Below are 14678 nucleotides of genomic sequence, written 5' to 3'. Positions count from 1 at the left end.
CCGGGCCGGCAACGGCGGCGGCCGAGCGCCCATGAAGCAGGGAGAATTCGCATGGCCCAGAAGAGCCAGGAACGTGGGGTGACCGGCGCCGCGCCGGTGGCGGAGCGGCCTGACGTCGTCCGCAGTGTCGTGCTCGTCGGCCACTCCGGCGCGGGGAAGACCACGCTCGTCGAGGCGCTGCTCGCCGCGACCGGCACCGTCGCCCGCGCCGGTTCCGTGACCGAGGGCACCACGGTCACCGACAACGACCCGTCCGCCGTCCGCCAGCAGCGGTCCGTCAGCCTGTCCTGCGCGCCGCTGGTCTACCAGGGCGTCAAGATCAACCTCCTCGACACTCCGGGGTACGCCGACTTCGTCGGTGAGCTGCGCGCCGGTCTGCGCGCCGCCGACGCCGCCCTCTTCGTCGTGTCCGCCGTCGACGGCATGGACGCGGCGACCGTGGCCCTGTGGGAGGAGTGCGCCGCCGTCGGGATGCCGCGCGCCGTGGCCGTGGCCCGGATGGACCACCACCGCGCCGACTTCGACGAGATGGTCGCCCTGTGCCAGCGGGTGTTCGGCGACGGCCTGCTGCCGCTGTACCTGCCGATGCACGGCGACGACGACAGCGTGGTCGGGCTGCTGAGCCTGATCACCCAGCGGGTGTTCGACTACTCCGCCGGGCACCCGGCCGTCATCAAGGAGCCGGACCCGCAGCACGTCTCCGCGATCGAGGAGGCCCGCGCCGAGCTCATCGAGGGCATCATCGCCGAGAGCGAGGACGAGACCCTGATGGACCGGTACCTCGCGGGCGAGGAGATTCCCGTCGAGACCCTGGTCGAGGACCTGGAGACCGCCGTCGCCCGGGGCACCTTCTATCCCGTGATCCCGGTCTGCGCGCCGACCGGCCTGGGCCTCGACGTGCTGCTGGAGGTGCTGACCAGCGCGTTCCCGTCGCCGCTGGAGCACGACCTGCCCCCGGTGACGACGCTGGACGGCAACCCGGTCGAGCACCTGACCTGCGACCCGGACGGCCCGCTCGTGGCGGAGGTGGTCAAGACGACCATCGACCCGTACGTGGGCCGGGTGTCCCTGGTCCGGGTGTTCTCGGGCACCCTGCGCCCCGACACCGCGCTGCACATCTCCGGGCACGGGCTCGCCGAGCGCGGGCACCCCGACCACGACGCGGACGAGCGGGTGGCGCACCTGTTCAGCCCGCTGGGCGCGTCGCTGCGCGAGGTGGCGTACTGCGTGGCCGGCGACCTGTGCGCCATCACGAAGTCCACGACGGCCGAGACCGGGGACACGATCTCGGCGAAGGACCGGCCGCTGCTGGTCGCGCCGTGGGAGATGCCGGAGCCGCTGCTGCCGATCGCGATCGTGGCCCGCAGCCGCGCCGACGAGGACAACCTGGCGAAGAACCTGGCCCGGCTCGTCGCCGGCGACCCGACCCTGCGGCTGGAGCGCAGCGCGGAGACCCACCAGCTGGTGCTGTGGTGCATGGGCGAGGCGCACGCCGACGTGGTGCTCGACCGGCTGCGCACCGGCGGGGTGGAGCTGGAGACGGAGCCGGTCAGGGTCGCGTTCCGGGAGACGTTCGCCGCCGCCGCCAAGGGGCACGGGCGGCACGTGAAGCAGTCCGGCGGGCACGGGCAGTACGCGGTGTGCGACATCGAGGTGGAGCCGCTGCCGCAGGGCTCGGGCTTCGAGTTCGTGGACCGGGTGGTCGGCGGGGCGGTGCCGAAGGCGTACATCCCGAGTGTGGAGAAGGGCGTCCGGCACCAGCTGACCCGGGGCCTGGTCACCGGCAACGAGGTCGTGGACCTGCGGGTCACCCTGGTCGACGGCAAGGCGCACAGCGTGGACTCCTCCGACGCGGCGTTCCAGACGGCCGGCGCGCTCGCGTTGAAGGACGCCGCCGAGAAGTCCCAGATCTCGCTGCTGGAGCCGGTGGACGAGGTCCGGATCGTGGTGCCCGACGCGTTCGTGGGCGCGGTGCTCAGCGACCTGTCCCCCCGGCGGGCCCGGGTGCTGGGCAGCGAGCCGGAGCTGACCGGCGCGCCCGAGCGGACCGTGGTGCGGGCGGAGGTGCCGGCGACGGAGCTGCTGCGCTACGCGGTCGAGCTGCGCGCGATGACCTCGGGCACGGGCACGTTCCAGCGCACCTTCTCGCGCTACGACCCGATGCCGCCGAACGTGGCCGACCAGGTCCGCAAGGCCCACTCCACCCACTGAGACAACCCTCGGAGGGGTACGGCCGGGGGCCGGCCCGGCGCGCGCCGGCCCGGCCCGGATGGTCGGCCCGTGCGCGTCGGGACCGTGCCGGCACTGGTCGGGCTCGCGCCTGGCCGGTTCAGCGCTGCCGGGCCTCCTGGACCGCGTCCGGCAGCCCGGGCTTCGGCGACGGCCCGACCTGCTGGTACCGGTCGAACCCGAGCTCCCAGTCCGTCCACCCGTCGCCGGCGCCGACCTTCACCTCGGTGCCCGCGACGGTCACCATGTCGCCCCGGTGCGCGAGCCGGAACAGCCACGTCGCGTTCTCGGTGGACATGTTCACGCAGCCGTGCGACACGTTGCGTTCGCCCTGGTCGCCGACGGACCACGGGGCGGCGTGCACGAACTCGCCGCCCCAGGTGAGCCGGAGGTCCCAGTACACCGTGGTGCGGTAGCCGTCGGCGGAGTCGACCGGCACCCCGAACGTGCTGGAGTCGAACACCATCGACTCGGCCTTCTCCATCACGACCAGGTTGCCGCTGGACGACGGGGTGCTCGGCTTGCCCAGGCTGACCGGGATGGTCCGCAGCGCCTCCCCGTCGCGGGTGACCGTCATCTGCTTGGTGCCGTTGTCGACGACGAACCGCTGGTCGGGGCCCACGGTCACGGAGGCGGACCGGTCGGCCTCGCCGTACCAGCCGCCCATGTCCAGCCCGCCGATCCCGGCCCGGACGTCGATCCGGGTGCCCGTCCGCCACGGCACCTGGGGCCGGTAGTGCAGTTCGTGCGCGCTGAACCAGTGCCAGCCGCCGACCTGGGGCGGGTCGGAGCGCACCGACACCCGGCGCTGGACGGCCTCCCGGTTCCCGTCGGCAACGTCGCGGGCCAGTTCGACGACGACGGGCATGCCGACGCCGACCGTCTCGCCGTCGGCCAGGTAGAGCCCCGAGCCGGCCGTGTTGCCGGGCCGGCCCATGGTGCGGAACGAGCTGGTCGCCGTCGTCTTCTGTCCGTCGGACCGGGTGGCGGTGACCGTGGCCGTGTAGGTGGCGTCGTAGTCCAGCTGGGCCGCCGGGACCCAGCTCGCGCCGTCCGGGTAGGGCGCGCCCCCGACCGGGCCGCCGGGGCCGGTCAGGGTCACCAATCCGGTGGCCGCCCCGGTGATCGCGGTGCGGATCTCCGGCGCCGTGGACACCCCGGTCGCGCCCGGCGCGGGGCTGGTCACGGCGGCGGTGACCGGGCCGGCCGGCGGGGCCACGCTGGGCGCGGCGACGTAGCGGGCCTCCTGGGCCGTGCAGCCGCCCAGGACGAGCACCAGACCGAGAACCATGCCTTTGGCCATAAAACGCACGGTACAACTAAACGGGTCTTTTTCAGTGCTGAACGGGCTGTTGCCTGGCCGCGAGGAGCTCCGAGAGGGTGACCAGCTTCAGGCCCCGGGCCCGGATGCCGTCGATGATCGCGCCGAGGTGGTCGATGGAGACCAGCCGCAACGGGTCGCCGACGTCGTGGGCCAGGATCACCGCGCCCGGGCGGACGCCCTCGACGATGTAGCGGACGTTGCCGGCCGGGTCGTCCTTGTAGAACTTCTCGCGCATCTGGTGCGACCACAGGGCCACGTTGTAGCCCAGCGCGTTGGCGGCCAGCAGGGTACTGCCGCCCAGGTGCCCCCACGGCGGCCGCATCAGCCGGGGCGTCTTCCCGGTGTACTTCACGATCGCGGCGTGCGTGCGGCGCAGCTGCGAGGTGACCCCGTCGAAGTCCTGCTCGGCGAGGTCCGCGTGGCTCCAGGTGTGGTTGCCGACCTCGTGCCGGTCCAGCCGCCCCTCGACGAGCCCGTGGTACTTCCTCACCCGCTCGCCGACCATGAAGAACGTCGCCGGGCACTCGGCCCTGTCCAGCGCGTCGAGCACCTTCGGCGTGTACTGCGGCCCCGGCCCGTCGTCGAACGTCAACGCGACCAGCGGCTGGTCGGTGTTCACGTGCCAGGTGACGCTCTGCTGGCCGTCGTCGGCCCAGATGTTGCGGTCGCTGCCCGGCGCGTAGCCGCCGCCGATCGGCTGGCGGTCCGGCCCGAACCACCGGGGCAGTTTCTCCGCGCCCACCACCGTGGCGGCACCCGCCACCGCCCCGCCCGCCGCGAGCAGCGTGCCCCGCAACAGCCCCCGTCGTGTGATCCCCACCCGTGCGCCCCCGTCCGTTCGTACCCCGAGAATGGTTTCACGGGTGCGCAGGGGTTGACATCCGGGATTTACCCCAGGGAATTCCATGCCTCTACGAGAAGTTTGCGCGTTTCGGGCAGAAGCTGGGGGATGACCTTCGTCTGTCCCACGATCGGCATGAAGTTCGCGTCGCCGCTCCACCGGGGCACCACGTGCTGGTGCAGGTGGGCCGCGATCCCGGCCCCGGCCGCCGAGCCCTGGTTCATGCCGATGTTGAAACCGTGCGGGTTCTGCGCCAGCCGGAGGGCCCGCATCGCCTTCTGGGTGAACTCCGCCAGCTCCACGGCCTCGGCGGGCGTCAGGTCCGTGTAGTCGGCCACGTGCCGCCGGGGACAGACCATCAGGTGCCCCGAGTTGTACGGGTACAGGTTGAGCAGCGCGAACACGTGCTCGCCCCGGACGATGATGTTGACCTCGTCGTCCGGCCGGGCCTGGGACAGGCAGAACGGGCAGCCCTCGGGGCCGTCGCCGACGGGGTTGTTCTCCCCACCGGCCACGTAGGCCAGCCGGTGGGGAGTCCAGAGTCGCTGCAGCCGATCGTCCGTCATGCGCCCGATCCTATGGCCTGTGCCGCCGGACCGCCCGGGGCGAGGGTGCTTCGCGCACGTCCGGAGAAACGACGGGCACCGGGCGGAAACGACGGTGCCCGGGTCCGCGCGGGACCCGGGCACCGTGCGGGAGAGCTACGCCTCGACCTCGGCCGGGGCCGACGGACCGACGTTGGTGCGCGACCGGACCACCTCGGCGACGTGCGCCACGGCCTCCGCGAGCGGGACGGCGTTGCGCTGCGACCCGTCGCGGTACCGGAAGGACACCGTCCCGCCGTTCGCGTCGTCGTCGCCCACGATCGCCATGAACGGGATCTTCTGCTGCTGCGCGGTGCGGATCTTCTTCTGCATCCGGTCGTCGGAGGCGTCCACCTCGGCCCGGATGCCCTCCTTGCGCAGGAGCGCCACGAACTCCTCCAGGTACGCCACGTTCTCGTCGCGGACCGGGATGCCGACCACCTGCACGGGGGCCAGCCAGGCCGGGAACGCGCCCGCGTAGTGCTCGGTGAGGACGCCGAAGAACCGCTCGATCGAACCGAACAGCGCCCGGTGGATCATGACGGGGCGCGGCCGGGTGCCGTCGGGGCCGTTGAACTCCAGCTCGAAGCGCTGCGGGAGCTGGAAGTCGACCTGGATGGTCGACATCTGCCAGGTCCGGCCGATCGCGTCGCGGCACTGCACGGAGATCTTCGGGCCGTAGAACGCGGCGCCGCCCGGGTCGGGCACGAGCTCCAGGCCGGAGGCGTCGGCCGCCTCCTGCAACGCGGCGGTCGCCTCGTCCCAGTCGGACTGCTCGCCCACGAACTTCGGCGAGTCGTCGCGGGTCGACAGCTCCAGGTAGAAGTCGTCGAGGCCGTAGTCGCGGAGCAGGTTGAGCACGAAGTCCAGCAGGCTCTTGAGCTCGCCGGCCATCTGCTCCTTGGTGCAGTAGATGTGCGCGTCGTCCTGCGTCATGCCGCGCACCCGGGTCAGGCCGTGCACGACGCCGGACTTCTCGAACCGGTACACCGTGCCGAACTCGAACATCCGCAGCGGCAGCTCGCGGTACGACCGGCCGCGCGACCGGAAGATCAGGTTGTGGAACGGGCAGTTCATCGGCTTGGCGTAGTAGTCGGCGCCGTCGAGGTGCATCGCCGGGTACATGCCGTCCTTGTACCACTGCAGGTGGCCGGAGATCTCGAACAGCGAACCCTTCGCGATGTGCGGGGTGTTCACGAACTCGTAGCCGGCCTGCTCGTGCCGCAGCCGCGAGTAGTTCTCCATCTCGCGGCGGATGATGCCGCCCTTCGGGTGGAACACGGCCAGCCCGGAGCCGATCTCCTCGGGGAAGCTGAACAGGTCCAGCTCCGCGCCGAGCTTGCGGTGGTCGCGCTTGGCGGCCTCCTCCAGCAGGCGCAGGTGCTCCTTGAGGGCGTCGCGGGTCGGCCACGCGGTGCCGTAGATGCGCTGGAGCTGCGGGTTCTTCTCCGAACCGCGCCAGTAGGCGGCGGCGGTGCGCATCAGCTTGAACGCCGGGATGTGCCGGGTGGTCGGCAGGTGCGGGCCGCGGCACAGGTCGCCCCAGCAGCGCTCGCCGGTCTTGGCGTCGAGGTTGTCGTAGATGGTCAGCTCGCCGCCGCCCACCTCCATGACGTCCTCGTCCACGTCGCCCTTGATGTCGACGAGTTCGAGCTTGAACGGCTCGTCCTTGAGCTCGGCCTTGGCCTCGTCGAGGGTGCCGAAGACCCGGCGGGAGAACTTCTGCCCCGACTTGATGATCTCCTGCATGCGCTTGTCGAGCTTGGAGAGGTCCTCGGGGGTGAACGGGGTGGTCACCGAGAAGTCGTAGTAGAAGCCGTTGAGGACCGGCGGGCCGATCCCGAGCTTGGCGTCGGGGAACACGTCCTGGACGGCCTGGGCGAGCACGTGCGCGGTCGAGTGCCGCAGGACGTTGAGCCCGTCCTTGCTGTCCAGGGACACCGCCTCTGCCCCGGTGTCGGTGTCGGGGACCCAGGACAGATCCTTCAGGACCCCTTCGTCGGTACGCAGCACGACGATCGCCTTCGGGCCCGTCATCGGCAGCCCCGCGACCTCGACAGCCTCCGCCGCCGTCGTCCCGGCCGGGACCAGAACGCGTGGAGGTGCGTCGGCCTTGACGGCTGGGTTCGGTGCGGACACTGTGAGCTCCTTCGGACGGGTGCCCCAACCGGGTGCCGGGACCTGCCCGAAATGCTATCTGCCACGCTCCCGCGCGGAACGGGACGCCCCCGGTGCGGTCGGCGGCGTCCCGTGTCGTGCTCCGTGTCTACTCCGTGACGGAGGCCCCGCGTCCGGCGTCCAGCTGCTCCTGGCGGGCGACGGCGGCGGCGCGCCGGTAGTCCGCGCCGAGCACGGCGGCGACCTCGGCCGGGTCGGTCAGGGACGGCACCGGGTCGCGGAACAGCGGGGCGACCGAGCCGCGCAGGACCGGCTCGACGATATTGGCGTACCCGACGTGTCCGTTGCGGTTGGGGTGGTAGGACTCGCTGATCGGGTTCGACAGGCCGTTGAGCCACTCGCTGCTGGAGCACACCGCGTGCCCGGTGAACGCCGACCGGGAGTCGACGAACGCGAACCCGTGGGCCGACGCCCGGCCCGCGGTCGTGGTGGCCAGCAGGTCGGCGGTGCCGTTGAGCGCGGAGGCCTCGGCGGCGGAGATCCGGGCGAGCGCGTTGCAGGACTCGCCCTGGAACAGCCGCGGGTAGCCGACGACCACGACCCGGGCGCCCGGGGCCCGGGACCTGATCTGCGCGTACAGGCCGTCGAGCCGGCCCGGCAGGGTGTTGCGGATGAAGTTGTTGGCGTTGTTGATCTCCGTGGTGCACGTGTAGGGCCACGGCTTGGCGCACTGGGTGATCACGTCGGCGAACCCGGCGTCGTTGCCGCCGACGGAGACGGTCACGTAGGCGGTGGTGGAGTTCAGCGCGCCCAGCTGGTTGTTCTGCACGTCGGCGACCCGCGCTCCGCTGCACGCGACGAAGGTGAGGGTCGCGCCGAGCCGCCCGGAGTCCAGCGTCGGGTAGGCGTGCTTGGAGCGCTGGCAGCCGCCGGAGTCGGCGTAGTACTCGCGGGTGCCGACGCCGGAGGAGTAGGAGTCCCCCAGTGCCGTGTACCCGGGGCCGGCGGCCTGGGCGGGCAGGGCCGTGGCCAGCAGGGTGCCGGCCGCGAGGAGGAGGGTGACGAGGGGTCGACGGAGGCGCATGTGATCTCCTTGGACATTGAAGATGCCCAATATGCTCCCAGCCCGCCGGCACCCCGGTGGTATGGAAAGGGTTAAACGTTGCCGTACGGGTTCACAACGTTAATCAGCGACACGGCCTTGACCAGCTCCGCCACGCCGGCGTCCATGTCGATCTCGGTCTCGAAACCGCGCGAGCGGATCTTGGCGTAGGACACCTCGTAGTCGCGTTTGTCCTCGTCGGACCCCGTCTCCGCGAAGTACAGGTAGTAGTCCACGTGCTCCAGGATCTTGCGGGCGACCTCGGCCTTGGTGAAGTTCATCCGCTCGTGGCCCACGTTGTACACGTCGTCGCGCATGGTCGACCAGTTGTCCAGGGTGAACAGGATCGCGCGCGCCATGTCGTGGACGTGCACGAAGGTGCGCTTGAAGCCGCCCTCGTAGACGATCAGGCTGCGGTCGTGCACCGCCTGGTAGGCGAACGTGTTGGGCATCAGGTCCAGGCGCATCCGGGGGCTCGCGCCGAACGCCGTCGCGTACCGCAGCGCCACCGCGTCGCCGGCCGCGAGCACCAGCTTCTCCCCCTCGGCCTTCGTCTCCCCGTACAGCGTGATCGGGGCCCGGGGGGTGTCCTCGTGGCACAGGTAGTCGGGGACCGCGCCGTAGACGCTGCCGGTGGACGCGAACACGAGGCGCTGGCCGGGGCGGCGGGCGGCCACGACGTTGCGGGTGCCCTCGACGTTGGTGGCGACGGCGACGTCCGGCTCCTTCTTGCACGCCGGGTAGCCGACGATCGCGGCCAGGTGCACGATCACGTCCATGCCCTCGACGGCCGCCGCGACCGTGTCCGCGTCGCGCACGTCCCCCTGGACCAGCTCGAATCCGGGGTACCGGGCGCAGCCGAGCAGCCCCTGCCCCCCGAACCGCAGCGTGTCGAGCACCCGGACGGCGTGCCCGTCGGCGAGCAGCAGGGGAACCAGGGTGGAGCCGACATATCCGGCCCCTCCGGTGACGAGGATGCGCATCCGGCAGACACTACCGCCCGGGCGGCGCGGCCCCCACGGACCGCGCGGGCGTCACGGCCGGGTGCGCCGCCACGGCCGCGCGGGCGTCACGGCCGGGGCGGCCTCGGGGCCCGCGCCGCCGGTCGGACGGCCAGCACCTGCAACCACCCGCGCCCGTCCCCGTGCCGGATCGCCCGGGAGTCCCCCACCGCGAGCCCGGCCCCGGACACCAGCTTCCGCACCCCGGCCAGGGAGTACCGGGCGAAGAACCGCTCCCCCGCCTCCGGGTACGGCCCCGCCTCCCACGCCTCGCCGTCGCCGGCCTGCACGCTCAGCGCCAGCACCCCGCCCGGCCGCAGCACCCGGCCGATCTCGGCCACTGCCCGGGGCGCGACCGCGTACGGCAGGTGCAGGAGCGACGCGATCGACCAGACCCCCGTGAACGACGCGTCCGCGAACGGCAGCCGGAGCATGTCCCCGCACACGAGCGGCCCGGCCACCAGCCCGGCCGCGTGGTCGAGCATCCCGGCGGACAGGTCCAGGCCGACCACCCGGGCGCCGCGCGCCTCCCAGAAGGCCATGTCCCGGCCGGCCCCGGAGCCGAGGTCGAGGACGGGACCGGCCGCGCCGCCGACCCGGGCGAAGTCGTCGGCGAGCGTGACGAGGGCCGGGGGCATGTGGCCGTGCAGGCGGGCGTAGGCGTCGGCGACCTTGTCGTACACGGCGCGGGTGCGGTTGCTGGCGTCTTCCATGCCCGCCATTAAACAACGGATGACCGGGAAATGGCGTACGGATCATTACCGTCCAGAATGGAATCCGTATCCGGTGAGCCCGATCACAGCGTCGGCTTTACGCTTCCCACATTAACTGCGAGGCGTGTTTACTAAAAGCTGTCGACCGGCCGGCAGTGTGGCAGCCCGGACGACCTCGCATCGATTCCCACTTATTCAGACCCATATCCAGGGGGTCTTCCTTCAGCATGTCCGCGACGACGCTCCTGCCCGCTCCACCCGACGATGACGAGCTCTACTCGTATTTCGGACCGCAGCGCCGCTGGGTGCTCCTGTCCGTACTCTTCTCCTACATATTCACTGCCGTCACGCTATTCCTGTTCGCGCTGCGGCATCCCGCGCTGTGGGTGTTTCTCGCCGTGCTGGCGGTCAACGTCGCGGGCTGGGGCCTGTCCCTCGTGGACGGTCAACGCCAGCGCCGGCTGACCCGGGCCTCGCACGAACTGCTGGTCCGGTCGTGGACGCCCGCGACCGTGCCGGGCGTGGACGTCTTCCTGCCCACCTGCGGCGAACCGCTCGACGTGCTCGACAACGCCTACCGGGCGGTGTCCGCGCTCGACTGGGACGGCCCGCTCACGGTGTGGGTGCTCGACGACGGCGACCGCCCCGAGGTGCGCGAACTGGCCCTGGGGCACGGTTTCCGGTACGTGGTGCGGCCCGACCGGGGCTTCCTGAAGAAGGCCGGCAACCTCAACCACGCGTTGACGGTGAGCGGCGCCGAGCTGATCGCGATCCTGGACGCGGACTTCTGTCCCCGGCCGGACTTCCTCCGGCACCTCGCCCCGTACCTGGCCGATCCGGCGGTCGGGATCGTGCAGAGCCCGCAGTTCTTCGACACCGATCCGGAGATGAACTGGATCCAGCGTTCGGCGGGCTCGGCGCAGGAATGGTTCTTCCGCTGGCTGCAACCGTCCCGCGACGCCGACAATGCGGCGATCTGCTGCGGGAGCAACGCGCTCTATCGACGATCGGCCATCGCCGAGATCGACGGATTCGCGAAACTCGAACACAGCGAGGACATGTACACCGGTCTGGAACTGCTGAAACGCGGATACCGCACTCAGTATGTCCCGATCGTGCTCGCGAAGGGTTTGTCGCCGGACGCATTGCCCGCGTACATCAACCAGCAGTACCGGTGGGCGATGGGCAATCTGCACCTGCTGCACGACCGGGATTTCCACCGGATGTCCGCCCCGTGGCGGTTCAAGGTGTCGTACTGGAACGGCATTCTCAGTTATGTCCTGACAGCGGTGAACGCGTTCGCCGCCCCGCTGCCGCCGATCATCATGATGCTGCTGTATCCGGAGGACATCCGGCCCTGGCACGTGCTGCCGATCATCCTGCCGGTGTGGATGTGGTTCGTGCTGCTGCCGATGGTGTCCACCACGCACTGGCGGGTCGAGGTGATCCGCTCGCACCTGCTGGTCAGCTTCGCCGCCGGGGCCGCCCTGGTGCACACCCTGCGCCGGCGCAGCGCCACCTGGGTGCCCACCGGCACCGGGACCGGGAGGTCGAGGCTGTCGACCACCGTGGCCCGGGTCGCGATCGGCTGGCTGTCGGCCACGACGCTGCTGTCCTGGGTGGGGCTGGGCTACGACCTCGTCCGGTTCGGCGGGCGCGACCACTGGGCGATGGCCGGTTACGTCGCGCTCACCTCGTACCTCACAGTGCCTCTGATCCTCGCTCTGCTCCGACCGATGCTCACCCGTAGGGAGTCGTCATGACCACTGTCTCCGCAGGCCGCCGCAGGACCACCGGCTACGGCTGGCCCGAGGGCCTGGCCGCCACCCTGGTGCTGGCCACCCTCGCCCTGATCGCCTCCGGCCTCGTCGACCCGATGCTGCCGTGGACACGGTGAGGCCGGCCGGGCCCGCGCAGGGCCCCGCCGGGCCCGCCGTGCGGCCCGGCTTCCGGCCCGACATCGAGGGGCTGCGCGCCGTCGCCGTCCTCACCGTGCTGGGCTTCCACGCCGCCGTGCCGCACCTCGGGGGCGGCTACGTCGGCGTGGACGTCTTCTTCGCCATCTCCGGCTTCCTGATCACCGGCCTGCTCGTCGCGGAGCTGGGCCGCACCGGCCGGGTGTCCCTCGCCGAGTTCTACGCCCGCCGGGCCCGGCGGATCCTGCCCGCCGCCGGGCTCGTGCTGGTCGCCACCGCGCTGGCGAGCTGGGTGCTGCTGCCGCCGCTCCGGCAGCGCGACGTCGCCGCCGACGTGCTCGCCGCGGCCCTGCACGTCGGCAACTGGCGGTTCGTCGCCACCGAGACCGACTACCTGCACGCCGGGGACCCGAGCCCGCTGCTGCACTACTGGTCGCTCGGCGTCGAGGAGCAGTTCTACCTGCTCTGGGCCCCGGTGCTGGCCCTCGTGGCGTATCTGGCCCGGCGCCGGCCGCTGCTGGTCGTGGCCGGGGTGCTGGTGGCGGGCACGGCGGCGTCGTTCGCGCTGTCGCTGCACTGGACGCAGGAGTCGGGGCCGCTGGCGTACCTGTCCTCGCCGTCGCGGGCCTGGCAGTTCGGGGTGGGCGGGCTCGCCGCCCTGGCCGCGCCGTGGGCCGCCCGAGTGCCGGTATGGGTGCGCGGGTTCCTCGGGGCGGCCGGGCTGACCGCCATCGGGGCCTCGACGGTGCTGTTCACGAGCCAGACCCCTTTTCCGGGTACCGCCGCCCTCGCGCCCACCCTCGGCGCCGTCGCCGTGCTGCTGTCCAACGCCGGGCCGACCCGGTCCCTGCTGGTCTGGGCCCCGGTCCGGCTGATCGGCCGGCTGTCGTTCGCCTGGTACCTGTGGCACTGGCCCGTCCTGGTCCTCGCCGAGGCCGCCCAGGGCCCGCTGGACTGGCCGGTGAAGCTCGCCCTCGTCCTGGGCGCCGGCCTGCCCGCCGCGGCCACCCTGTGGCTCGTGGAGCGCCCCGTGCGGTTCTCCGTGAGCATCTCGGCGTTCCCGCGCCGGGGGCTGGCGATCGGGGCGGCGGCCGTCGTGCTGCCGCTGATCGCCGGGCTGCTGCTGGGCACCGACGCGGTGCGCGGGCTCGGGGGCGGCGGCGGGCGGGTGCCGTCGCTGGCGGAGTTCACGGCCGCCGCGACGTCGGGGGTGCCCGGGGTCCGGGGGCCGGTGGTGCCTCTGCCGGCCGCCGCGCGGGTGGACTACGGGCCGCTGCCCGGGGAGTGCCTGGTCGCGCCGGCGGCGGTGGAGAGCCCGCCGTGCCGGTTCGGGGCCGGGGCGGGGGCCGTCTCCGGCGACCGGATCGTGCTGCTCGGGGACTCCCAGGCCGCGCAGTGGTTCCCCGCCGTGCTCCAGCTCGCCGGGCGGCGCGGCCTGGGCGTGGAGGTACTCACCAAGCAGGGCTGCCCCCTGGCCACCGTGGGCGTCATCAACCCGCAACTCGGCCGCGAGTACCGCGAGTGCGCCGAGTGGCGCAGGCACGCCCTCGGCCGGGTCAACGCCTGGCCGAAGCCCAAGCTCGTCCTGCTGGCCTCCCTCAACGCCTACGTGCCCGACCCGCAAGCCGGCTGGGACACCACCCTCATGGGGCTCAAGGACCTCAATGTGGGGTACCTGCGGGCCACGCCGCTGCCCGGGCGCGACATCCCGACCTGCGTGTCCGGGGCCCTGGACGACTGGCGGGCCTGCCAGTTCCCGCGCGCCGCCGCGCTGCGCCCCGACCCGCTCGCCGAACGGCCCCCCGCCGGGGTGCGGGTGGTCGACGTGAACGACCTGCTCTGCCCGGCCGGGCAGTGCCCTGCCGTCATCGGCGGCGTGCTGCTCTACCGCGACGACAGCCACCTGACCGCCACCCTGACCACCCTGCTCGCGCCCCGGATCGACCAGCTGCTCGAACAGCGCGGCCTGCTCGGCGGCACCGGCTGGCAGCAGGTGTGGCGGGACGACTTCGACGGCACGGCACTGTCCACCCGCGACTGGCTGTACGACCTCGGGACCTGCTATCCGGGTTGCCCCGCGCCCAACTGGGGCACCGGCGAGGTCGAGACCATGACCGCCGAGGCGGTGACCGTGGCCGGCGGGCGGCTCGCGATCACCCCGACCCTGAGGGACGGGAGGTGGACGTCGGGGCGGATCGAGACCCGGCGCGCCGACTTCGCCACCCCCCGGGCGGGCACGCTGCGGGTCGAGGCGTCGATCCAGCTCCCCCAGGTCGACCCCGGCAACGGCGCCGGGTACTGGCCGGCGTTCTGGATGCTCGGCGACCGGCTCCGCGACGGGTACACCGGCTGGCCGGGCGTCGGGGAGCTCGACATCGTCGAACAGCTCAACGGCCGGCCCTCGGTCCTCGCCACCATGCACTGCGGGGTCTACCAGGGCGGGCCGTGCGCCGAGCCGAAGGGGCTGGGCGGGGGCGAGCGGCCGTGCGCGGCGTGCGTCACCGGATTCCACACCTACGCGGTGGAGCTGGAGGCCGCCGAGGTGCGCTGGTACGTCGACGGGGCGCTCACCCAGACGGTCCGGGCCGACAGTGTGGACGCGGCCACCTGGCGACAGGCCACCGACCACGGGTTCTTCCTGATCCTGAACGTGGCGGTGGGCGGCACGATGCCCGGCGGGCCGAACGCGGCGACCGTGTCGGGGAAGCCGATGCTGGTCGACTGGGTGTCGGTGACGAGCCGGGCGGGCGGCGGCTGAGACAGGAGCCGCCCGGGTCCGGTGACCGGGCCCGGGCCTGCCGCGCCGGGCGTCCGGTGCGGGCCCGGGACCACCCGCCGAACCGGGCCCGG

Annotated in this window: 11 protein-coding genes; 4 read left to right on the top strand and 7 right to left on the bottom strand. The window is 72.4% G+C overall.

The window, feature by feature from the left end; translation table 11 throughout:
- The first annotated feature begins 51 nt into the window (after window positions 1–51).
- The gene (locus PT931_RS31135; protein WP_456249287.1) at window positions 52–2211 is read left to right on the top strand and encodes an elongation factor G-like protein EF-G2; all 2160 of its coding nucleotides are present in this window, start codon (window positions 52–54) and stop codon (window positions 2209–2211) included.
- A 118-nt stretch (window positions 2212–2329) separates the two neighbouring features.
- On the opposite strand, the gene PT931_RS31130 is transcribed toward PT931_RS31135, so the two are convergent.
- The 7 genes from PT931_RS31130 to PT931_RS31100 form a co-directional block, all read right to left on the bottom strand.
- Complete coding sequence (locus PT931_RS31130; protein WP_456249286.1) at window positions 2330–3532, bottom strand: Ig-like domain-containing protein; 1203 nt, start codon at window positions 3530–3532, stop codon at window positions 2330–2332.
- Window positions 3533–3563: 31 nt separating this feature from the next.
- On the bottom strand, window positions 3564–4373 hold the full coding sequence (locus tag PT931_RS31125; protein WP_456249285.1) for a polysaccharide deacetylase family protein: 810 nt from the start codon (window positions 4371–4373) through the stop codon (window positions 3564–3566).
- Between the two features lie 68 nt (window positions 4374–4441).
- On the bottom strand, window positions 4442–4960 hold the full coding sequence (locus PT931_RS31120) for an HIT family protein (RefSeq protein WP_456249284.1): 519 nt from the start codon (window positions 4958–4960) through the stop codon (window positions 4442–4444).
- Between the two features lie 135 nt (window positions 4961–5095).
- Window positions 5096–7117 (bottom strand): threonine--tRNA ligase, encoded by a 2022-nt coding sequence (gene thrS, locus PT931_RS31115; RefSeq protein ID WP_363727757.1) that lies wholly within the window; start codon window positions 7115–7117, stop codon window positions 5096–5098.
- Between the two features lie 127 nt (window positions 7118–7244).
- Window positions 7245–8180, bottom strand: a complete 936-nt coding sequence (locus PT931_RS31110; RefSeq protein ID WP_456249283.1) for an SGNH/GDSL hydrolase family protein — start codon at window positions 8178–8180, stop codon at window positions 7245–7247.
- Between the two features lie 71 nt (window positions 8181–8251).
- Window positions 8252–9181 (bottom strand): NAD-dependent epimerase/dehydratase family protein, encoded by a 930-nt coding sequence (locus PT931_RS31105; RefSeq protein WP_456249282.1) that lies wholly within the window; start codon window positions 9179–9181, stop codon window positions 8252–8254.
- 86 nt (window positions 9182–9267) lie between these two features.
- Window positions 9268–9912: a class I SAM-dependent methyltransferase gene (locus tag PT931_RS31100; protein WP_456249281.1), complete on the bottom strand. Its 645-nt coding sequence runs from the start codon at window positions 9910–9912 to the stop codon at window positions 9268–9270.
- Window positions 9913–10139: 227 nt separating this feature from the next.
- Here PT931_RS31100 and PT931_RS31095 point away from each other — a divergent pair, with 227 nt between their 5' ends.
- Genes PT931_RS31095 through PT931_RS31085 form a run of 3 tightly spaced genes read left to right on the top strand, consistent with a single transcriptional unit; the run spans window position 10140 to window position 14586 of the window.
- Entirely contained in the window at window positions 10140–11675 is a 1536-nt protein-coding gene (locus PT931_RS31095) for a glycosyltransferase family 2 protein (RefSeq protein WP_456249280.1), read from the top strand.
- Entirely contained in the window at window positions 11672–11809 is a 138-nt protein-coding gene (locus PT931_RS31090) for a hypothetical protein (protein ID WP_363727747.1), read from the top strand. Before PT931_RS31095 ends, PT931_RS31090 begins: the two co-directional genes overlap by 4 nt.
- Window positions 11797–14586 (top strand): acyltransferase family protein, encoded by a 2790-nt coding sequence (locus PT931_RS31085; RefSeq protein WP_456249279.1) that lies wholly within the window; start codon window positions 11797–11799, stop codon window positions 14584–14586. The genes PT931_RS31090 and PT931_RS31085 overlap by 13 nt, the downstream gene beginning before the upstream one ends.
- Window positions 14587–14678: the final 92 nt, after the last annotated feature.

Source organism: Longispora urticae (genome assembly GCF_053902585.1).
Note: the sequence above shows the minus strand (reverse complement) of the source record. Positions and strands in the feature narration are given on the sequence as shown.